Source organism: Thioclava litoralis (assembly GCF_045278885.1).
GTDB lineage: Bacteria > Pseudomonadota > Alphaproteobacteria > Rhodobacterales > Rhodobacteraceae > Thioclava > Thioclava litoralis.
Genome location: NZ_CP135443.1, coordinates 236,102 through 257,840, shown reverse-complemented (window position 1 = coordinate 257,840; position 21,739 = coordinate 236,102). Strand labels below are relative to the sequence as shown.

At 62.0% G+C, this 21,739-nt stretch carries 18 protein-coding genes; 17 read left to right on the top strand and 1 reads right to left on the bottom strand.

The window, feature by feature from the left end; translation table 11 throughout:
* Positions 1–11 precede the first annotated feature (11 nt).
* The 11 genes from nuoH to RPE78_RS01180 all read left to right on the top strand — a co-directional run bounded on the left by nuoH (position 12) and on the right by RPE78_RS01180 (position 11,294).
* Entirely contained in the window at positions 12–1,049 is a 1,038-nt protein-coding gene (gene nuoH, locus RPE78_RS01230; RefSeq protein WP_339107706.1) for an NADH-quinone oxidoreductase subunit NuoH, read from the top strand.
* A 1-nt stretch (position 1,050) separates the two neighbouring features.
* Entirely contained in the window at positions 1,051–1,542 is a 492-nt protein-coding gene (gene nuoI / locus RPE78_RS01225; protein WP_339107705.1) for an NADH-quinone oxidoreductase subunit NuoI, read from the top strand.
* A gap of 6 nt (positions 1,543–1,548) precedes the next feature.
* Positions 1,549–1,971, top strand: coding sequence for a carboxymuconolactone decarboxylase family protein (locus RPE78_RS01220; protein WP_339107704.1), 423 nt, complete (start codon positions 1,549–1,551; stop codon positions 1,969–1,971).
* Positions 1,968–2,570 carry an NADH-quinone oxidoreductase subunit J gene (locus RPE78_RS01215; RefSeq protein ID WP_339107703.1) on the top strand — a complete coding sequence of 201 codons (603 nt, stop codon included), beginning with the start codon at positions 1,968–1,970 and terminating at the stop codon, positions 2,568–2,570. Before RPE78_RS01220 ends, RPE78_RS01215 begins: the two co-directional genes overlap by 4 nt.
* Before the next feature lie 124 nt (positions 2,571–2,694).
* The gene (gene nuoK / locus RPE78_RS01210; RefSeq protein ID WP_339107702.1) at positions 2,695–3,000 is read left to right on the top strand and encodes an NADH-quinone oxidoreductase subunit NuoK; all 306 of its coding nucleotides are present in this window, start codon (positions 2,695–2,697) and stop codon (positions 2,998–3,000) included.
* Positions 3,001–3,003: 3 nt separating this feature from the next.
* Positions 3,004–5,103, top strand: coding sequence for an NADH-quinone oxidoreductase subunit L (nuoL, locus tag RPE78_RS01205; RefSeq protein ID WP_406721007.1), 2,100 nt, complete (start codon positions 3,004–3,006; stop codon positions 5,101–5,103).
* Positions 5,103–6,632 (top strand): NADH-quinone oxidoreductase subunit M, encoded by a 1,530-nt coding sequence (locus RPE78_RS01200; RefSeq protein WP_339107700.1) that lies wholly within the window; start codon positions 5,103–5,105, stop codon positions 6,630–6,632. The genes nuoL and RPE78_RS01200 overlap by 1 nt, the downstream gene beginning before the upstream one ends.
* Positions 6,633–6,644: 12 nt before the next feature.
* Positions 6,645–8,084 (top strand): NADH-quinone oxidoreductase subunit NuoN, encoded by a 1,440-nt coding sequence (nuoN, locus tag RPE78_RS01195; protein WP_406721006.1) that lies wholly within the window; start codon positions 6,645–6,647, stop codon positions 8,082–8,084.
* Complete coding sequence (locus tag RPE78_RS01190; RefSeq protein WP_406721005.1) at positions 8,074–8,832, top strand: biotin--[acetyl-CoA-carboxylase] ligase; 759 nt, start codon at positions 8,074–8,076, stop codon at positions 8,830–8,832. The genes nuoN and RPE78_RS01190 overlap by 11 nt, the downstream gene beginning before the upstream one ends.
* A gap of 12 nt (positions 8,833–8,844) precedes the next feature.
* Positions 8,845–9,624, top strand: coding sequence for a type III pantothenate kinase (locus RPE78_RS01185; protein ID WP_339107697.1), 780 nt, complete (start codon positions 8,845–8,847; stop codon positions 9,622–9,624).
* On the top strand, positions 9,621–11,294 hold the full coding sequence (locus tag RPE78_RS01180; RefSeq protein WP_406721004.1) for a ribonuclease J: 1,674 nt from the start codon (positions 9,621–9,623) through the stop codon (positions 11,292–11,294). Before RPE78_RS01185 ends, RPE78_RS01180 begins: the two co-directional genes overlap by 4 nt.
* Before the next feature lie 198 nt (positions 11,295–11,492).
* Here RPE78_RS01180 and RPE78_RS01175 read toward each other — a convergent pair whose 3' ends face one another.
* Positions 11,493–13,619 carry a DEAD/DEAH box helicase gene (locus RPE78_RS01175; protein WP_406721003.1) on the bottom strand — a complete coding sequence of 709 codons (2,127 nt, stop codon included), beginning with the start codon at positions 13,617–13,619 and terminating at the stop codon, positions 11,493–11,495.
* Between the two features lie 362 nt (positions 13,620–13,981).
* Between RPE78_RS01175 and RPE78_RS01170 the strand changes: the two genes are divergently transcribed.
* The 6 genes from RPE78_RS01170 to scpB all read left to right on the top strand — a co-directional run bounded on the left by RPE78_RS01170 (position 13,982) and on the right by scpB (position 21,729).
* Entirely contained in the window at positions 13,982–15,919 is a 1,938-nt protein-coding gene (locus RPE78_RS01170; RefSeq protein WP_406721002.1) for a cation:proton antiporter, read from the top strand.
* A gap of 107 nt (positions 15,920–16,026) precedes the next feature.
* The gene (gene argS, locus RPE78_RS01165; protein ID WP_406721001.1) at positions 16,027–17,769 is read left to right on the top strand and encodes an arginine--tRNA ligase; all 1,743 of its coding nucleotides are present in this window, start codon (positions 16,027–16,029) and stop codon (positions 17,767–17,769) included.
* 57 nt (positions 17,770–17,826) lie between these two features.
* The gene (locus tag RPE78_RS01160; RefSeq protein WP_406721000.1) at positions 17,827–19,293 is read left to right on the top strand and encodes an SPOR domain-containing protein; all 1,467 of its coding nucleotides are present in this window, start codon (positions 17,827–17,829) and stop codon (positions 19,291–19,293) included.
* Positions 19,293–20,285 (top strand): glycoside hydrolase family 3 protein, encoded by a 993-nt coding sequence (locus tag RPE78_RS01155; RefSeq protein ID WP_339107692.1) that lies wholly within the window; start codon positions 19,293–19,295, stop codon positions 20,283–20,285. The genes RPE78_RS01160 and RPE78_RS01155 overlap by 1 nt, the downstream gene beginning before the upstream one ends.
* Complete coding sequence (locus RPE78_RS01150) at positions 20,285–21,064, top strand: ScpA family protein (protein WP_339107691.1); 780 nt, start codon at positions 20,285–20,287, stop codon at positions 21,062–21,064. The genes RPE78_RS01155 and RPE78_RS01150 overlap by 1 nt, the downstream gene beginning before the upstream one ends.
* A complete protein-coding gene (gene scpB / locus RPE78_RS01145; protein WP_339107690.1) occupies positions 21,061–21,729 on the top strand; it encodes an SMC-Scp complex subunit ScpB in 669 nt (222 codons plus the stop codon). The genes RPE78_RS01150 and scpB overlap by 4 nt, the downstream gene beginning before the upstream one ends.
* The last annotated feature ends 10 nt before the right edge of the window (positions 21,730–21,739 follow it).

The following is a 21,739-nucleotide window of genomic DNA, read 5'->3' as shown; positions in this document are numbered from 1 at the left end:
TGAGGAACATCATGGCCGAGTTTATCGCTACACCCTTTGGCACATTCGTGATCATCCTCCTGCAGGCGGTCGCATTGATTGCCTTCGTGATGGTTGCATTGATCTTTCTGGTCTATGGCGACCGCAAGATCTGGGCGGCGGTGCAAATGCGCCGCGGTCCCAACGTTGTCGGTCCGTGGGGTCTGTTCCAGACCTTCGCCGATGCGGGGAAATACGTTCTCAAAGAGATCGTGGTTCCCGCCGGTGCCGATAAATTCGTGTTCTTCCTCGCACCTGTGATGTCGATGGTGCTCGCGGTCCTCGCTTGGGCCGTGATCCCGATGGCCGATGGCTGGGTGCTGGCCGATATCAACGTGGCGATCCTGTTCGTCTTCGCGATCTCCTCGCTCGAGGTTTACGGCGTGATCATGGGCGGCTGGGCGTCAAACTCGAAATACCCCTTCCTCGGCTCGCTGCGCTCGGCGGCACAGATGATCTCCTACGAGGTCTCTCTCGGTCTGATCATTATCGGGATCATCATCTCGACCGGGTCGATGAACCTGAGCGATATCGTGCGCGCGCAGGATGGCTCCTTCGGTCTGTTCAACTGGTACTGGCTTCCGCATCTGCCGATGGTAGCACTGTTCTTCATCTCGGCGCTGGCCGAGACGAACCGCCCGCCTTTCGACCTTCCCGAAGCCGAATCCGAACTGGTTGCGGGCTTCATGGTGGAATATAGCTCCACCCCCTATCTGCTCTTCATGGCGGGCGAATATATCGCGATCTGGCTGATGTGTGCGCTGATCTCGATCCTGTTCTTCGGTGGCTGGCTGTCGCCGATCCCCGGTCTGCCCGATGGCGTGCTGTGGATGTTCCTGAAGATGGTCTTCTGGTTCTTCATGTTCGCCATGGTGAAAGCCATCACGCCGCGCTATCGCTACGACCAGCTGATGCGCATCGGTTGGAAGGTCTTCCTGCCGCTGTCGCTGGGTTGGGTCGTGATCATCGCGTTCCTGGCGAAATTCGAAATCCTTGGTGCCTTCTGGGCCCGCTTCGCGATTGGAGGCTAATATGGCATTCGATTATGCCCGCGCCGCGAAATACTTCCTGCTTGTCGATTTCATCAAAGGCTTCGGCATCGGTATGCGGTATTTCTTCAGCCCGAAGCCCACGCTGAACTACCCGCATGAGAAGGGGCCGCTATCGCCCCGTTTCCGTGGCGAACACGCGCTGCGCCGCTATCCCAACGGGGAAGAGCGCTGCATCGCCTGCAAGCTCTGCGAGGCCGTCTGCCCCGCGCAGGCGATCACCATCGATGCGGAGCCCCGCGCCGATGGCTCGCGCCGCACCACGCGCTACGATATCGACATGACGAAATGCATCTATTGCGGCTTCTGTCAGGAAGCCTGCCCTGTGGATGCCATCGTCGAAGGCCCGAACTTCGAGTTTTCCACCGAGACCCGTGAAGAGCTGTTCTACAACAAGGAAAAGCTTCTGGATAACGGCGCGCGCTGGGAAGCCGAGATCGCCCGTAACATCGAAATCGACGCCCCTTATAGGTAACGTGCCATGACGCAGGATTTCACCAAACTTTTCCAGACGATGATGGAGCAGGGGGCCGAGATGGCCCGCCGCTTCAATCCCGCATTGGAGAGCTTCAATCCTGCGGCATTCGATAGCTACTTCCCCACCATGTCGCGCGACATGATGGAGATGTGGTTCGGCAATACATTCAATCGCGATGGTCTGGATGCGAAGACACGTCTTCTGCTGACCCTCGCGGCACTGACCGCCATGGGCGCGCAGGCCGACGGCCAGATCCGGCTGACGATCCGCCACGCGATGGAGGCCGGTGCAACACAGCGGGAGGTCGCCGAGACGATCTTCCAGATGAGCATGTTTGGCGGGGTGCCCGCCATGAGCCGTGCCTTCGAGATCGCCAAAGCGGTCTTTGCAGAGCAGGCAGAAGAATCTGCGGGAGATGACGCATGATGGTATTTTCGTTTTATCTCTTCGCCATCCTCGTGGTGGTGTCGGGGCTGATGGTTGTGCTGGCGCGCAACCCCGTGCACTCGGTGCTGTGGCTGATTTTGGCCTTCTTCTCGGCGGCGGGGCTGTTCATTCTGATGGGCGCGGAATTCGTCGCCATGCTGATGGTCATCGTCTATGTGGGCGCGGTCGCGGTGCTGTTCCTCTTTGTGGTGATGATGCTGGATGTCGACTTCTCGGCGCTTAAAAGCGGGATGGTCAAATATCTGCCCATCGCCGTGCTGATCGGCATCGTGATCCTCGTTCAGCTTGGCTGGGCGATTGGCACATGGAAGATTTCGGATCAGGCGACCTCGCTGCGGGCGGCTGTCGCGCCGGAAGGTGTGGATAACACCCGCGCGCTGGGGATGATCATCTACGACCAGTATCTGTATCTCTTCGAGGCCTCGAGCCTTGTGCTTCTGGTCGCGATGATCGGTGCGATCATGCTGACCATGCGCCATCGTGTGGATGTGAAGCGGCAGGACCCGATGATGCAGATGCAGCGCGACCCCAAAGCACAGCTGAAGCTTGTTGATGTGAAGCCGGGGCAGGGGCTTTAAGCCTGCCGCGATAAAGATCGGGCGCGGGAACCTGCGCCCCCAAACGCCTGAGCGCGCAAGAATTCGGCAGGCAGGACCTGTCAAAGACGGATGGAGTACGGGACGATGACCCGGAGGGACAACGATGATCGGACTTGAGCATTACCTGGGGGTGGCGGCGATCCTGTTCGTCATCGGCATTTTCGGAATTTTCGTGAACCGGAAGAACGTCATCGTCATTCTGATGTCGATCGAACTGATGCTTCTTTCGGTCAATATCAACCTCGTCGCCTTCTCGACCCATATGGGCGATCTGGTGGGGCAGGTGTTTACCATGTTCGTGTTGACCGTGGCTGCCGCAGAGGCCGCGATCGGCCTTGCCATTCTGGTGGTCTTCTTCCGTAACCGTGGCTCTATCGACGTGTCCGACGTCAATATGATGAAGGGATAAGCGATGCCGACGATCATTCTGTTTGCGCCGCTTCTGGGCGCGCTTATCGCAGGCTTCGGCTGGCGGCTGATCACCGAGAAGGGCGCGATGTATGTCTCGACCGCCCTGCTGATCCTGTCTGCCGTGCTGAGCTGGGTCGTGTTTCTGGGCTTTGACGGTCCGACGCAGCATATCGAACTGTTCCGCTTTATTGAATCGGGCGATATCGACAGCTCCTGGGCGATCCGCCTTGACCGTCTGACCGCGATCATGCTGATCGTGATCAACACCGTCTCGGCGCTCGTGCATGTCTATTCCATCGGCTACATGGCGCATGACGAGAATTTCGGGGAGGGCGAGCATTACAAGGCCCGCTTCTTCGCCTATCTGTCGCTCTTCACCTTCATGATGCTGTCGCTGGTCACTGCCGACAACCTGATCCAGATCTTCTTCGGCTGGGAAGGCGTGGGCTTGGCCTCCTATCTGCTGATCGGGTTCTACTACAAGAAACCCTCGGCAGGGGCCGCTGCGATCAAGGCGTTCATCGTCAACCGTGTGGGCGATTTCGGTTTCCTGATCGGGATTTTCGCGCTGTTCTTCCTGACCTCCTCGGTCGATTTCGACACGATCTTCCAGATGGTGCCGCAACTGGCAGAGCGCCGTCTCGATTTCTGGGGCGTGCAGGTGAATGCAGTCGAGCTGGCCGCGATCTTCCTCTTCATCGGTGCGATGGGCAAATCCGCGCAGCTTCTGCTGCACACCTGGCTGCCCGACGCAATGGAAGGCCCGACGCCCGTTTCGGCGCTGATCCACGCGGCCACGATGGTCACCGCAGGCGTGTTCCTGCTGTGCCGCATGTCGCCGCTTTACGAATTCGCGCCGGAAACCAAATCCTTCATCGTCTTCCTTGGTGCAACCACCGCCTTCTTCGCCGCGACCGTTGGTCTTGTGCAGAACGACATCAAGCGCGTGATCGCCTATTCGACCTGTTCGCAGCTGGGCTATATGTTCGTGGCCGCGGGCGTGGGTGTCTATCCGGTTGCCATGTTCCACCTGCTGACGCATGCCTTCTTCAAGGCGATGCTGTTCCTCAGCGCCGGTTCGGTCATCACCGCGATGCATCACGAGCAGGATATGCGCAACTATGGCGGTCTGCGTAAGAAACTGCCGCTGACCTTCTGGGCGATGATGGTGGGCACGCTGGCGATCACCGGCGTCGGCATTCCGCTGACCCATATCGGTTTTGCGGGTTTCCTGTCGAAAGACGCGATCGTGGAAAGCGCATGGGCAGGTACTGCGGGCGGTTATGCCTTCTGGATGCTGGTCATCGCCGCGCTCTTCACCTCGTTCTACTCGTGGCGTCTGATGTTCATGACGTTCTTCGGCACCGCACGCGGTGACAAGCACAAGCATGAGCACGCGCATGAAAGCAAAGCCGTCATGACCGTGCCGCTGGGCATCCTTGGTCTGGGGGCCATTCTGGCGGGGATGGTCTGGTATGGTCCGTTCTTCGGAAACGAAGAGAAAATGGCCAAATTCTTCAATATGCCCAGCCATGAAGTGGCCGCTGTCGAGGCGCCTGCCGCCGAGGCCGTGGCAACCGGCACCGAGACGACCGAGGCAGGTCAGGCCGCCGATGGCGCGCATGAGATGCCTGTTGCGGGTCCGACTGGCGAAGCGGCTGTGTATATCTCTCCCGCGAACCATGTGATCCACGAAGCGCATGAGGCCCCCGCATGGGTCAAGGTCTCGCCGTTCATCGCAATGCTGATCGGCTTCGTTGTGGCGTGGGTGATGTATATCGCTCAACCCAAACTGCCCGCCAAACTGGCCGCGTCGATGTATCCGCTTTATAAGTTCCTGCTCAACAAGTGGTATTTCGACGAGCTTTATGACTTCCTCTTCCGCCGTCCCGCATTGGGCCTCGCACGTTTCTTCTGGAAGAAAATCGACGAAGCCACGATTGACGGTGCCATCAACGGGCTTGCGTTCAAGGTTATTCCTGCGCTGACCCGCCTCGCTGGCCGGATGCAGTCCGGCTACCTCTTCCACTACGCATTCACCATGGTCATCGGCATCGTGGTGCTCATGTTCTGGGTCGTTCTGGCCGGAGGGTCGCAGTAATGCAGAACCTGCTTTCCATCGTCACCTTTATCCCCGCGCTGTCGGCGATCATCCTTGCGGTGGTCATGCGCGGGGGCACCGAGGCGGCAGACCGTAACGCAAAATGGTTTGCACTGACCGCCACGCTGGTGACGCTTCTTGCGTCCTTCTTCCTGCTGGCAGGCTATGATCCGAAAAACACCGAATTCCAATTTGTCGAGCAGGCAAGCTGGATTCTGGGTATGAACTACAAAGTCGGTATCGACGGGATCTCGCTGATTTTCGTGATGCTGATCACCATCATGATGCCGATCACCATTCTGTCGGCATGGGTCAATGACCGCCGTGTGAAGGAATACATGATTGCCTTCCTCGTGCTGGAAACCTTCATGCTGGGCGTGTTCACCGCGCTCGATATCGTGCTGTTCTACCTCTTCTTCGAGGCGTCGCTGATCCCGATGTTCCTGATCATCGGTGTCTGGGGCGGGCGTCGCCGCGTCTATGCGACCTTCAAGTTCTTCCTCTACACCTTCACGGGCTCGGTGCTCATGCTGGTGGGGATTGCATGGATGTTCGCGATTACCGGCACCACCGATATCCCGAGCCTGATGAGCTACGACTTCTCGTCGGAGGCCTTCAGTGTGCTGGGCATCAATATTCCGGGTGGTGTGCAGACGCTGCTGTTCCTTGCCTTCTTTGCCTCTTTCGCGGTGAAAATCCCGATGTGGCCGGTGCATACATGGTTGCCTGACGCCCACGTGCAGGCCCCGACGGCGGGCTCGGTCGACCTTGCGGCGATCCTGCTGAAAATGGGCGGCTACGGCTTCCTGCGCTTCTCGCTGCCGATGTTCCCTGTCGCCTCCAACCTGATGTCGGATTTCATCCTGTGGATGTCGGTCATCGCGATCATCTATGCCTCGCTGGTGGCGCTGGCGCAGACCGATATGAAAAAGGTCATCGCCTATTCGTCCATCGCGCATATGGGCTTTGTGACGATGGGGATCTTCTCGTTCAACAAGCAGGGCATCGACGGGGCCGTCTATATCATGCTGAGCCACGGCTTCGTTTCGGGCGCGCTGTTCCTTGGTGTGGGGATCATCTATGAACGCCTGCACACCCGCGAGCTGGCCGCTTTCGGCGGGCTGGTCAAGCGGATGCCGACCTACGCGCTGTTCTTCATGTTCTTCACGATGGCCAATCTGGGCCTTCCGGGGACGGGCAGCTTTGTGGGGGAATTCCTCGCGCTGACCGGTGCCTTCAAGGCGCATACGGTTGTTGCCACGCTGGCGACGGTCGGGGTGATCCTTTCGGCGGCCTACGGGTTGTGGATGTATCGCCGGATCTTCTTCGGCGATCTGATCAAGGAGAGCCTGAAAGCGGTGCGTGATCTGGATGCGCGCGAATACGCAATGGTCGTGCCGCTGGTCTTCATCGTGCTGCTTCTCGGGATCTATCCCAGCTTCCTGACCGATATCATCGGACCGACCGTGGCCAAACTGGTCGCTAACTACCATGCCGAACTCGCCGCTGCCGGCGTGCTCGTGCAGTAAGGAGAGCCAACAATGACTTCTACGGATTTCACCACGGTGATACCGGAATTTATGCTGTCGCTTTACGCGATGGCGGCACTTCTGGGTGGCGTCTGGCTTGGCAAGGACAAGGTCGCGGGGTTCATCCTGTGGCTGACGGTGGCGATCCTTGTGCTGTTCGCACTGCTGATCGGCCTTTCCAACGTGAACAATGTGGCCTTTAACGGGCTGTTCATCGAAGACGGGTTCTCGCGCTTTGCCAAAGTGCTTATCCTGCTGTCGGCGGCAGGGGTGCTGGCGATGGGGGCGGATTATCAGGAGCGTCGCGGCCTGATGCGCTTCGAATATCCGGTGCTGATCACGCTGGCGGTCATCGGGATGATGATGATGGTCTCGGCGGGCAACCTGATGTCGCTCTATATCGGGCTGGAGCTGCAGTCGCTGGCGCTTTATGTGGTTGCCGCGCTGCGCCGTGACAGCACACGGTCCTCGGAAGCCGGTCTGAAATATTTCGTGCTGGGCGCGCTCAGCTCGGGGATCCTGCTTTACGGTGCGTCGCTGACCTATGGCTTCGCCGGTACAACCGATTTCGCAGGGATCCTGTCGGTGGTCCATGCCGGCGAGATCGCCGTCGGCGTGCTCTTCGGGCTGGTCTTCATGATGATCGGTCTGGCCTTCAAAGTGTCGGCCGTGCCGTTCCATATGTGGACGCCGGATGTCTATGAGGGCTCGCCCTCTTCGATCACCGCCTTCTTCGCAACCGCACCGAAAGTGGCGGCGATGGCGCTCTTCGCGCGTCTGCTGTTTGACGCATTCGGCGGCGTTACGGCGCAATGGGGTCAGGTTGTGGCGCTGTTGTCGGTGGCCTCGATCATGCTGGGCTCCATCGGGGCGATCGGTCAGACCAATATCAAACGTCTGATGGCCTATTCCTCGATCACCCATATGGGCTTTGCGCTTCTGGGGCTGATGGCAGGCACGGAGCAGGGCGTCGCGGCGATGCTGCTCTATATGGCGGTGTATGTGACGATGAATATCGGCATGTTCTCCTTTATCCTGTCGATGGAACGCGATGGCCAGCCGGTGACCGATATCAAAGCGCTCAGCATGCTGGCGCGCCGTGGTCCGATGCGGGCATGGGCGCTGTTGATCCTGCTCTTCGCGCTGGCCGGTGTGCCGCCGATGATGGGCTTCTGGGCCAAGTTCTCGGTGCTCGTGGCCGCTGTCGAGGCAGGCTATGTCTGGCCTGCGGTCTTTGCGGTGGTCGGCTCTGCCATTGCGGCCTTCTATTACCTGCGCATCGTCTACTACATGTATTTCGGTGACGAGGAAGAGCTGGGCATCGACAAGCGTATCGCCACGCCGCAGCGCGTGTTGCTGATCGGTTCGGGGATCCTCATGGTGGCCGGTTCGATCAATCTCTTCGGCATCGAGGGCGTCGCGCAAGCGGCAGCGGCAGCACTTGTCCACTGACCTACCGCACTGGCCCGAGGCAGTGGCCCGCAAGACCCTGCCTCGGGTGGACAGCACGATGAGTGAGGCGTCCCGCATGGCTCCGCATCAAGCGGGGCCTGTGTGGATTCTGGCCCATGAACAAACCGCAGGTCACGGGCGGCGTGGTCGCCCGTGGATCGCGCCAGCGGGCAATTTCTCGGCCAGCTACCTGTTCCGTCCGGGCGTCGAACCGGCGCAGGCGGCCCTGTATTCCTTTGTGACGGCCTTGGCGCTGGACGAGGCGCTGTGTCAGGTTGCCGGTCCGCAAGCGCATCTGGCGATCAAATGGCCCAATGACGTGTTGCTGAATGGTGGCAAGGTCTCGGGGATCTTGCTCGAAACCATCGGGCAGGGACCGGAGGCATGGTTGTGCATCGGGGTGGGCGTCAATCTGGCAGGGGCACCGCCCGTCACAAGTGTCGAGCCAGGGGCCATTGCCCCCGTCAGCCTGCGTGAAACGCTGGGATTTGCCCCCACGCCCGACGAGTTCCTCGCCTATCTTGCCCCCGCGTTCGAACGCTTCGCGACCCAGTTCCGCACCTATGGCTTTGCGCCCATCCGCACGGCATGGCTGGCGCGCGCGGCACGGATCGGCACGCAGATCCGCGCCAGAACGGGCACCGAGACCCATGAGGGCATTTTTGAAACGATCGACGAAAGCGGCGCGATGATTCTGGCCGGTGCCGACGGGCGCATGGCCATCTCCGCCGCCGATATCTTTTTCTGAAAGGGGGGCGCGATGCTTCTCTGTATTGATTGCGGGAACACCAATACGGTTTTCTCGATCTGGAACGGCACCGAGTTTCTGAGCACTTGGCGCATCGAGACCAATCACAAGCGCACGGCGGACGAATACTATGTCTGGCTGACCTCGCTGATGATGCTGCATGATATGAAAGTGCGGATCGGGGCAGTGGTGATTTCTTCGACCGTGCCACGGGTGGTCTTCAACCTGCGGGTTCTGGCCAGCCGCTATTTCGATTGTCGCCCGCTGGTGGTGGGCAAGCCCGAATGCCTGTTGCCGGTTGCGCCGCGCGTGGATATCGGCACCACGGTCGGGCCGGACCGGCTGGTGAATACCGTGGCGGGGTTCGACCGGCATGGGGGTGACCTGATTGTTGTCGATTTCGGCACGGCAACCACCTTCGATGTGGTGGCCCCCGATGGGGCCTATATCGGCGGGGTGATCGCGCCCGGCGTGAACCTGTCGCTTGAGGCGTTGCATGCCTCTGCGGCGGCGCTGCCGCATGTCGATGTGACCATGCCGGAAAAGGCCGTAGGCACGAATACGGTCGCCTGTATCCAATCCGGTGTTTTTTGGGGCTATATCGGCCTTGTCGAAGGCATCGTGCGGCAGATCCGGCTGGAACGTGCCCGCCCGATGAAAGTGATCGCCACGGGTGGTCTTGCAGAACTTTTCGAGCAAGGGTTTGATCTCTTTGACAGTGTCGAGTACGACCTAACTATTCACGGGCTGCGACTGATACACGATTATAACAAGGGGCTGGCAACCGCATGAGCGACAGGCTGATCTATCTCCCGCTGGGCGGGGCAGGCGAAATCGGGATGAATGCCTATGTCTATGGCTATGGTCCCGAAGGGGCGGAACGGCTGATCGTTGTCGATCTGGGCGTGACTTTCCCTGATATGGACGGTTCGCCCGGGGTCGACCTGATCATGGCCGATGCAGGCTGGTTGGAAGACAATGCCGACCGGATCGAGGCGATTTTCATCACCCATGCCCATGAGGACCATATCGGCGCGCTGCCCTTCCTCTGGCCGAAACTGCGCAAGCCGGTCTATGCCCGTGCCTTCACCGCAAGCCTGGGCCAGCAGAAGCTGAACGAGAACGGGGTGAACACGCAGGTGACCGTGGTCGAGCCGCGCCCCGAGGTGATCGAGGCAGGCCCCTTCAAGGTGCAATTCGTGCCGATCTCGCATTCGATCCCCGAAAGCTCGGCGCTGATCATCGACACGCCTGCGGGCCGTGTGGTGCATTCGGGCGATTTCAAGCTGGATGCCAATCCCATCGTGGGCGAACCCTTCGATGTGAATATGTGGCACGAGATCGCGCAGGAAGGCGAGGGCATCAAGGTGCTCACCTGTGATTCCACCAATATTTTCAGCCATCTTCCGGGCAAATCCGAAGCCACCCTGATCGAGCCTTTGACCAAGCTGATCCAGATGCAGGAAGGCATGATTGTTGCCACGACCTTTGCATCCAACGTTGCGCGTCTGAAAACGCTGGCGGATGCCGGCGTGGCGGCAGGGCGTTCGGTCTGCCTGCTGGGGCGTTCGATGAAACGCATGGTGCAGACGGCGAAAGAGACCGGCGTGCTGAAAGGGTTCCCTTCGGTGATCCAGCCGGAAGAAGCCGCCGAGATCCCGCGCGAGAACCTGATGCTGATCGTCACCGGCTCGCAGGGCGAGCGGCGCGCGGCTTCGGCGGCGCTGTCGCGCGGCAAATATCTGGGGCTGGAGATGAAAGAGGGCGATGCGTTCCTCTTCTCTTCGAAAACCATCCCCGGCAACGAGATCGGCGTTATCAAGATCATGAACGCGTTTTCGGAGATGGGGGTCGAGGTGATCGGTGATCGCGGCGGCCTCTATCACGTCTCCGGCCATGCCAACCGCCCCGATCTGGAAGCGGTGCATGACTTGCTGCGCCCGAAGATGCTGATCCCGATGCATGGCGAACACCGCCATCTGCGCGAGCATATGAAACTGGCGCAGTCGAAGGGGATTGCCTCGGAAATTGCGACCAACGGCACCATGCTGGATCTGGCGGGCGACACTCCGAAGGTGGTGGAATATATTGAGACGGGCCGCCTGTATCTGGACGGCACCGTGTTGATTGGCGCGCTGGACGGGGTCGTGCGCGAACGGATTCGGATGGCGCTGAACGGCCATATCATGGTCAACGTGATCATCGACGAGGATGGCGGCCCGCTGGGCGATCCGTGGGTCGAAACGATGGGCCTGCCGCCGAAAGGCCGTTCCGGTATCGCGCTTGAGGAGGTGCTGGAGCAGGAGCTGACCGAGGCGCTGGACCGCGCGCCGGGTAAGGTGCTGGGCGATGACGACAAGATCGAGGATCTGCTGCGTCGTCAGGCCCGTACCTGCTCTTTGGAAGAGATCGGTAAGAAGCCCGAGGTGACGGTTGTGGTCTCGCGGCTGATGGACGAATAATCCCGTCTTTGTATCCCAAAGATGCCCCGCCCGTGCATGGCACGCGGCGGGGTTTCTTATGTCCGCGTGCCGCGCCTCTTTTACCGTTTTCGCAGGGCGGGCATGATGTGGCCTGGCCCGAGAGGGCAGGTGCCTTTCCGCCATGAAAAAAGCGCCCCCGAAGGGCCGCTTTCTCGTCGTTTCATATTGGGTCGGGCCTCAGGCCTCGCCCCCCGGCACTGTGGTTTCAGCGGCGGGAGCCTCTGCGCCTGTGTCCGTGGCAGGCTCCCCTGCCGCCGCCTCGTCCACTTTTTTCTTGCGCGTGCGCGTGCGCGTCGTGGTCGTTTTGGCCTTGGTGGTCTTCGGCTTTGCGGTTTTGGCGCGGGCACGGGTGGCACGTTTGGGCTTTTCGGGCGCCTCTGCCGCGGCTTCGTCTTCGGCAGCCGAGACGGCCGGAGCGTCGACAGGCGCGGGCTCCTGCGCTGTCGGCGCGTCGTCAGCGGGCACAGACGCCGTTTCGGCCGCAGCGTCCGCGACACCCGCGGGGGCAGGCGCAGCCGACGGCTCGGCTGCGGGCGCCTTGTCGTCCCCTGTGGCGTCAGCCGACACCTCTTCTGCGGGGGGCGCAGCGGTCGCGGCTGCCTCGGTCGAGGCGTCCTCGGCCTTCTTCGCCGGAGATTTGCGACGGCGCGAACGGGCGGGCTTTTCCGCCGGTGCCTCTTTGACCGTTTCGACGGTGTCGGTCGCAGTCTGTGCCACAACCTCGGTCTCGTCCTCGGTATCCTCGGGCGTCGGGCGCGAAATCACGAATTCCCGCAACAGGAATTCCGGCACATGATCGCCCATGCCCACCACATCGGGACCGTCATCCCGACGGTTGCGGCGATAGCGGTCCGAGCCATTGCGATCCGTGTTGGGACGGTCCTGCTCGCGGGGGTGTGCGCGGGGATGTTCGTGGCGCGGGGCGCGGGCCTGCGTATCCTCGATGCGCGGGGCCTCTTCCTTGCGCTCGGCCTTGGCGCGCTCCGGCTTGGCAGAGGCGTCGCCGGATTGCTTGATCGGCTCTTTCGAGGCTTCCTGACCGTGGTCAGGCACCGGACGCTTGCGGTCGCGATCACGTTCGCGGCGCGTGCCGGTGCGGCCCCCGCGGTCATTGCGCGGACGCGGGGCCTGACTTGCGGCTTCCGAAAGCTCGAACCCTTCGGGGATGTCTGCACGGGGCAGGGTCATCTTGACCAGTTCCTCGATCTGGCTGAGGAATTTCTCGTCATAGGGCGTTGCCAGCGACACAGCGGTGCCATGACGGCCCGCGCGGCCCGTGCGCCCGATGCGGTGCACATAGTCTTCGGCATGCATCGGCAGGTCATAGTTGAACACATGGCTGACGCTGGGCACATCCAGACCGCGGGCGGCCACATCCGACGCCACAAGGATCTTCAGCTTGCCATCGCGGAAATTCTCCAGCGTGCGCGTGCGCTGCGACTGGTCCAGATCGCCGTGGATCGGCTGTGCGTCAAACCCGTATTTCTGCAACGATTTCGACACGATATCCACATCTGTCTTGCGGTTGCAGAAGACGATGCCGTTATCCAGCTTATCGCCTTCAGCCGTGATCAGCGCACGCAGCAGCTCGCGTTTGGTCTTGGCGGATTGGTCCTTACGCGGCGGGGTGATTTCCACCAGCTTCTGGGTGATGTTCTGCGAGGTGGTGGCCTGACGGGCCACTTCCACGCGCACCGGCGCCTGCAGGAAGGTATTGGTGATCCGCTCGATCTCGGGGGCCATCGTTGCCGAGAAGAACAGCGTCTGGCGGGTGAAGGGGGTCAGCTGGAAGATGCGCTCGATATCGGGAATGAAGCCCATATCCAGCATGCGGTCGGCCTCGTCGACGACCATCACCTTCACATCGGTCAGAATCAGCTTGCCGCGTTCGAAATGGTCCAGCAGGCGGCCCGGGGTGGCAATCAGCACGTCCACGCCCTTGTCGATCAGCTTGTCCTGTTCGCCAAAGGCCACGCCACCGATCAGCAGGGCGCGGGTCAGTTTGGTGTGCTTGGCGTAAAGGTCGAAATTCTCCGCGACCTGAGCGGCCAGTTCGCGCGTCGGTGCCAGCACCAGCGAACGCGGCATCCGCGCGCGGGCACGGCCACGGCGCAGGCGGGTCAGCATCGGCAGGGTGAAGGACGCGGTCTTGCCGGTACCGGTCTGTGCAATTCCCAGAACATCCTTGCCTTCAAGGGCAGGGGGAATCGCTTTTTCCTGAATCGGGGTGGGCGAGGTATAGCCCGCCTCTTCGATGGCAAGAAGAACCTTGGGGTCGAGTTTCAGCTCGGAAAACTTGGTCATACGCGTCCTGATCACAGCAGAGGAGGTCTGCAGAAAAAAGGGACGCGGTTGTTCAGGCGCCCCGGCTACTGTCCCGCCGGATTGCGGGATGGCGCTGCACTAGCCGAATTTCTGCAAAAGGTCAATGTAAACGGGGTTTGGCATGGCAAATGCCCGCATTTTACCGCAAACGGGCGGCGCGACAGCCCCGAAACGGCTTTCTTGCCGCGCGGATCGGGGCCGATATTGACCTTTGGCGGGGCGGGTTCAAATGTCGGGAACAGGGCGCGGGGCGGGGTTTACGGCTTTGACAGGGCGCGGCGGTTCTGTCAGCTGTGCCGGTTCTTCGGTTCAGGATGCTTCAGTTTGTAAAGGGCCTAGGAATGGCGCAAGAGATCGCAACGCAGGCAGCGCATCAGGCCGCCGGTCTGGGGCCTGTCATGGCCTTCGCCCTTGTGGGGATCGTTGGAGTGGGGGCGCAATGGCTGGCGTGGCGTCTGCGCCTGCCCGCCATCGTGTTCATGCTGATTGCAGGGGTTCTGGTCGGGCCGGTGACAGGTCTGGTGGACCCGATGCGCGATTTCGGAGACCTGACCGGCCCGCTGATCAGTCTTGCGGTGGCGGTGATCCTCTTCGAGGGGGGCATGTCGCTGGATCTGCACCGGCTGGGCGATGCCCGTGCGGGGGTGATGCGGCTGGTGCTGATCGGCGCGCCTCTGGGCTGGCTGATGTCGACGCTAGCGCTGCGCTTGGCGGCGGATCTGTCATGGGAAAGTGCAGCCGTGTTTGGGGGCATCATGATCGTGACGGGCCCCACGGTGATCGCGCCGCTCTTACGCTCGGCACGGCTGGCGCGGCGACCGGCGCAGCTTCTGCAATGGGAAGCCATCGTGAACGACCCGATCGGGGCGCTGGCGGCGGTGCTGGCCTATGGCGTGGTGCTGGTGTTCCATGCCGATCTGGCATTGTCGAAAGCCGCGCTGGAGACCGGTTTCGGCATTCTGTTCGCTCTGGTGCTGGGGCTTGCGGCGGGGCGCGCGACGGTCTGGGCGTTTCAGGGCGGGAGGGTGCCCGAATTCATGAAGGTGCCGGTGCTGTTTGTGGGGTTGCTGATGACCTTCGCGCTGGCCGATACCATCTTGCATGAAAGCGGGCTTCTGGCGGTGACGGCGATGGGGCTGGTGATCGGCAATGCCGATCTGCCCGCCTATACAGAGCTGCGCCGTTTCAAGGAACATGCCACCGTGCTGCTGGTGTCGGGGGTGTTCATCCTGCTGGCGGCCAGTCTGGACCTGTCACAGCTGGCGATGCTCGACTGGCGCGCGGCGGGCTTTATCATCGCGGTTGTGGGGATTGCGCGTCCAGCCACGGTGCTTCTGTCGCTCATGGGGACGACAATCGCGTGGAAAGAGCGGCTGTTCATCGCGCTGACCGGTCCGCGCGGGGTGGTTCTGGTGGCGGTGGCGGGGCTGTTTGGCCAGCGCTTGGCCGATGCAGGAGTGGAGGATGGGGCCCTGATCGCGCCTCTGGCTTTCCTGCTGGTGACGGTCACGGTGGTGCTGCATGGCTTTACGCTGGCCCCGCTGGCGCGGTTTCTGGGGCTTGCGGACACCGATAAACCGGGGGTGCTGATCGTGGGCGGCTCGCGGTTTTCCACCCGTCTGGGTGAGGCGTTGCAAAAAGCCGATGTGCCGGTGCTGATTGCCGACCCGAACCACCAGCATCTGATCCGTGCCCGTGCGGCGGGGCTGAAGACCTTCTATGGCGATATTCTGGGCGAGGCGGCGGAAGACACGATTGAACGTCTGGCCTATTCCAACGTTCTGGCGGTCACCGATAACGATGCCTATAACACGCTGGTCTGCACCGACCTTGGCGCCGAGCTTGGCCGCGCCCATGTCTGGCAGGTGGCGCGGCAGAAAGAAGACCAGCGCCGTCATGCGCTGCCCACGCAACTGGGCGGGCAGCCCTTTGGCGGCGGGCGCAGTTTTGAAACCTTCCGCGATATGGAGCGCGAGGGCTGGAGCTTCCGTGTGACCCGCCTGACCGAGGAGTTCACGCTGGCGCAATGGCGCGAACGGCGTCCGATGGCGGTGCCCATCCTGCGGATTTCGCCGCGCGGCGAGATCGGGTTTGTCGATAATGGCGAGGAGATGAAAGCCGATGCGGGGATGCGCATTCTGGCGCTTCTGCCGCCCGATGCAGGATCGCCTGATGCCGGATCGCCCGATGCGGGATCGGAGGACCCCGCGCGCCAGTCTGTACCCGAGGGGGGCGACCGGCCCGATGCCCCGCCCGGACCGGTGGCACCGTTGCCCTGAGGGCTGTGACGGCCTAAAGATCGCCGCAAAAGCCGCGCGGCCCAGCCGCAGCAGTTGACCTTATGCCCCGCCTCTGGCAGTGGAGAGGCAACCAGAGGAAGACCCAGATGAACCTGTTTGCCAATATCCGCGCGGTCGTGATCAACGCGCTGAACGAGATGTCGAAGGAAGGCACGCTCCCCGAGGGGCTGGACCTGAGCAATGTCACTGTCGAGCCGCCGCGTGATCCGCTGCATGGCGATATGGCGACCAATGCCGCGATGGTGCTGGCCAAGCCCGCAGGCGCCAAGCCCCGCGATCTGGCCGAGGCGCTGGCGGCCAAGCTGCGCGACGAGCCGCGTGTGAGTTCTGCCGAAGTGGCGGGTCCGGGCTTTTTGAACCTGCGTCTTGAGGCGTCTGTCTGGGGCGATGTGGCGCGTGCGGCGTTGAAAGCCGGTGCCGATTTCGGGCGTGCCGATCTGGGCAAAGGTCTGAAGGTCAATGTCGAATATGTTTCGGCCAATCCGACCGGCCCGATGCATGTGGGCCATACCCGTGGCGCGATCTTCGGCGATGCGCTTTGCAGCCTGCTGGATTTCGCAGGCTATGATGTGACGCGCGAATATTACATCAATGATGGCGGCGCTCAGGTCGATGTTCTAGCGCGTTCCGCCTATGAGCGTTACCGCGAGGCCTGCGGTCAGGAACCCGAGATCCGCGAGGGGCTGTATCCCGGTGATTACCTGATCCCCGTGGGTCAGGCGCTGAAGGACAAATACGGCGACAGCCTGCTGGATAAAGGCGAGCAATACTGGCTTGAGGATATCCGCGAATTCGCGACCGAAGCGATGATGGAGATGATCCGCGGCGATCTGGCGTCGCTGGGTGTGAAGATGGATGTCTTCTATTCGGAAAAATCGCTTTATGGCACGGGGCAGATTGAAGGCGCGTTGAAGCGTCTGGAAGATCTGGGCCTGATCTATGAAGGCGTGCTGGAGCCGCCGAAAGGCAAGCTGCCCGAGGATTGGGAAGAGCGCGAGCAGACGCTGTTCAAATCGACCCTATTCGGGGATGATGTTGACCGTCCGGTGAAGAAATCCGATGGCAGCTGGACCTATTTCGCCCCCGATATCGCCTATCACTGGACCAAGGTCGAGCGTGGCTATGACATGCTGATCGACGTCTTCGGCGCTGATCATGGCGGCTATGTCAAGCGGATGAAAGCGGCTGTGGCGGCCTTGTCCGACCGCCGCGTGCCCCTTGATATCAAGCTGATCCAGCTGGTGAAGCTGTTCAAGAACGGCGAGCCCTTCAAGATGTCCAAACGTGCGGGCACCTTTGTCACCCTGCGCGATGTGGTCGAGCAGGCGGGTGCCGATGTGACCCGCTTCCATATGCTGACCCGCAAGAATGACGCAGCCCTTGATTTCGACTTCGACAAGGTGCTGGAGCAGTCGAAAGACAACCCCGTGTTCTACGTGCAATATGCCCATGCACGGGTGTGCTCGGTGCTGCGTAAGGCGCGTGATGCCGGTTGGGATCTCAATGATGCCAAGCTGGCCGAGGTGGATATCATGCTGGACGATGCCGCCCAGCAAGTGCTGGCGCGCAAGATCGCGGAATGGCCGCGTCTGGTGGAAATCGCGGCGCGTGCCAATGAGCCGCACCGCGTGGCCTTCTTCCTCTACGAGCTGGCCTCCGATCTGCACAGCCTGTGGAACCGTGGCAATGACAAGCCCGAGCTGCGTTTCTTCCAGGAGGGGGACGAGGCCGCAACCGCTGCACGAATCGCATTGGCACGCGCCACGGCGGTTGTGATTTCTGCCGGACTTGGTATCCTTGGCGTCACTCCGGCTGAAGAGATGCGCTAAAGCGCACGCCGCCGGAATAGAAGGTAGTGGACCGGGAAACCGGCGGCGAGGCGGATAATGGCAGTCTTTCACAGACCCTTCGAAGGGGAGGATGCGTCCTTTGAAGAGGAGGCATCCGGCAATGAGGGGGGGCGCCCACGGCGGCGCTCGTCCAGCTATCTTGCGCCTTCGGTTGGCAAGAAGCGGCGCGATTCCTCCGACCCTTCGGGCGAGTCGAGCTTTTTCATGCCCAGTCAGGCCTTTGTGCCGCGCGGTGATTATGACGTGGAGGACGAGGCACTGGAATTCGGGGCCTATCGCCCGCACCGCCAGCCTGACGATCACGATTTCATCGCGGAAGAAGATCCCGAGGCATGGGCCGAACCCGCACCGGCCTACACGCCAGAAGCCCCTGCCGCAGCGGCTGTTGCCTCCGGCGCATCGGTGGTGGCCGGTTCCGCACGGGGCTTTACCCCGAATTACGCCAATCAGCCTCATCCCTCGACCGCAGGCGGGTTTGATCCGCGTTACGGGGCGGAGGTCTTTGACGATGACGAACCCGCCTTACGCCCCAATCCGTTCCAGCGCTGGGTCAATCTGGCGGGGGCGGCAACATCTGTCGCGCTGATTCTGGGCGTCGTCGTCTGGGGCTACAAGCTGGCGATGCGCGATATTCAGGGCGTGCCGGTCATCAAGGCGATGGAGGGTCCGTCGCGCGTGGCCCCCGAAGATCCGGGTGGCGAACTGGCCGAACATGTGGGGCTTTCGGTCAATGGTGTGGCGGGAACCGGCGTGGCCGCGCCTGCCCCCGAACGGGTGACATTGGCCCCCGCCGAGGCCGGTCTGAGCGATGATGACAAGGCGATGTCCGACCTCAAGCCCATTGATGCCGCGACCGCGCCGATGGAAACCGACGAGACGCCCGAGACCATTGTGGTGCCGGTGCCCGATAGCAATGCCCGGCCCACCCCCGAGATGCAGGGCGCGACTCAATCGCTTGCCGCCCCGGGGGCGGTGGACGAGGCCACTGCCGATAGCCTGACCAATTCCGACAGTAACGCTTTGGTCGTCGATGATGCCGATGGAACGGGCGACGATGGTGCGGTGGCACCGCCTTCGCCAGAGGCGATTTCCCAGACGATTCCGGGCGTGATCCGCTCGCCGCGTCCGATGTTGCGCCCTGCGCGTGATCTGGTGGCGGAGGCGGTGGCAGCTTCGTTTGGTGGCGGGGCCGATGCCTCGACCCCCAGCGAAAGCGAGGGGCCGGTGGAAATCGATGCGGCGAGCCTGCCGGCGGGGACGCGTCTTGTGCAGTTGAACACCTATCAAAGTGCCGATGAGGCGCGGAAGGACTGGGACCGCGTGGTGACCAAATTCGGGCCCCTAATGGATGGCAAGAAACGTGTGATACAGGAAGCGACGGCGGGGGGGCGTACTTTCTACCGCCTGCGTGTGCAGGGCTTCGAGGATCTGGCACAGGCCCGTCAGTTCTGTGCGGCCCTTGTGGCCGAGGGGGCATCCTGCATTCCGGCGACGGTGCGCTGATGAGCTCGGCAACGATTCTCGGTCTGTCGGGGCTGACCCTGACCGCGCGGGAGCGCGCTTTTTTCCGCGCCGTCCAGCCTTGGGGATTTATCCTGTTCGCGCGCAATATCGACACACCCGAACAGCTGCGCCGTCTGACGGCGGATCTGCGCGAGGCCGTGGGGCGGGACGCGCCGGTGCTGATCGACCAGGAGGGCGGGCGGGTGCAACGTCTGCGTGCCCCGCATTGGCGCGAATGGCTGCCGCCTCTGGAACAGGCGCAGCGGCCCGACCCCGAGCGCGGCTTCTGGCTGCGGGCGCGGATCATGGCCGATGAATTGCGCGCCGTGGGGATTGATGCGAATTGCGCGCCCTGCTGCGATATTGCGGGGCCGCAGACCCATCCTTTCCTGCGCAACCGCTGTCTGGGCGAGGATGCCGCAACCGTGGCCCGCAATGCCCGCGCGACCGCTTTGGGGTTTCTGGCGGGGGGCGTGTTGCCGATTATCAAGCATATTCCGGGGCATGGTCGGGCAATGGCGGACAGTCACAAGGATCTGCCGCTGGTCGAGGCCTGCGCCGAGGATCTGCTGACCCATGATTTCGCCGCTTTCCAGCCGCTGCGCGATATGCCGATGGCGATGACCGCCCATATCCGTTTTGCCGCCTTCGATGATGCGCCCGCGACCCAGTCGCCGGTGATGGTGGACCTGATCCGGCAGGTGATCGGCTTTGACGGGCTGCTGATGTCGGATGACCTGTCGATGCAGGCGCTGTCGGGCGGCATCCGCCAGCGGGCCGAGGCCACGATGGCGGCAGGCTGTGATGTGGCGCTGCATTGCAACGGGGATATGGCCGAGATGGAAGACGCCGTTCTCGGGGCGGGGGCAATGTCCGAAGCCGCCTCTGCACGGGCGGCAGCGGCGCTTGCGCGGCGGGGGCCGCCCGAGCCTGCCGATATCGCAGCCCTTGAACGGGAACTGGAAGGCGTATTGCAGGCAAGCGAGGTCTGATGGCCGATCGTCCGAAATCGCAAGATGGCCGCGTGGCTGACCGTCTGGCTGCCGAGGCGCTGATCATTGATGTCAACGGGTTCGAAGGCCCGCTTGATCTGTTGCTGACATTGTCCCGCAGCCAGAAAGTGGATCTGCGCAAGATCTCCGTGCTGGCGCTGGCCGAGCAATATCTGGCTTTTGTCGACCATGCACGCGCGTTACGGATCGAACTGGCCGCCGATTATCTGGTGATGGCGGCGTGGCTGGCCTATCTGAAATCGCGCCTTTTGCTGCCGCCCGAACCCGATGCCGAGGGCCCCTCTGCCGAGGATATGGCCGCGCATCTGGCCTTCCAGCTGGAACGGCTGGAAGCGATGCGCGATGCCGCAGCGCAGTTGATGGCGCGTGACCAACTGGGCCGGGACGTCTTTGCCCGCGGGATTTCCGAAGAGGTGGTGCGGGTGAAAAAGATCACCTATTCCGCCACGCTGATGGATCTGATGCGCGCCTATTCGCGCGTGCGCACCCGCGACGAATTCCGCCCCTATGCCTTTGACCGGCGCAATATCTTTACGATGGAACAGGCGCTTGAACAGCTCCGCGACCTGCTGGGCTATGCGGGCGAGTGGATGGATCTGTCAAGCTACCTGCCCGAAAGCTGGCGGGTGGACCCTGCGCGCAGGCGCTCGGCCACGGCGGCCACCTTTGCGGCGTCGCTGGAACTTGCCAAACAGGGCGTGGTCGAGCTGCGGCAATCCGAAACCTTTTCCCCCATCTCTATCCGGAAAACATCATGAGTGATCCTGTAGAAACCGTTTCCGCCGAAGAGCGCGAGCCGCAGCTGTTTTCCGCCCCCGCGATGGAGGCACAGGAGCGCATGGTGGAGGCGATGCTGTTTGCCACCCCCGAGCCGATCACCACGCGCGAGATGCAATCGCGCATGCCCGTAGGGTCCGACCCGCGCGAGGCGCTGGAAAACGTGCGCGCCCGTTATGAGGGGCGTGGCGTGCAGGTCGTGCGGGTGGGGGAAGGCTGGGCGATGCGCACCGCCCCCGATATGTCCTTCCTGCTGCACAAGGAAACGGTGGAGCAGCGCAAACTCTCGCGGGCCGCTACCGAGACCCTGGCGATTATCGCCTATCACCAGCCGGTCACCCGCGCCGAAATCGAGGAGATCAGGGGGGTGGCTGTCTCGCGCGGGACCCTTGATCTGCTGCTGGAGCTCGACTGGATCCGTTTCGGGCGACGGCGGATGACGCCGGGCCGTCCGGTGACATTTGTGGTGACGCAAAGCTTCCTTGACCATTTCAGCCTCGAATCCGCCCGTGATCTGCCCGCTCTTGCGGAACTTCGCAGCGCCGGATTGCTTGATAGCAGACGGATGCCGGGCGAGGAGGTCGAGGATGACGAGGAAGATATCGCCACCGGACAGGCCGGACAAAGCGAGATGTTCGAGGAATAGGAGCCAGAGC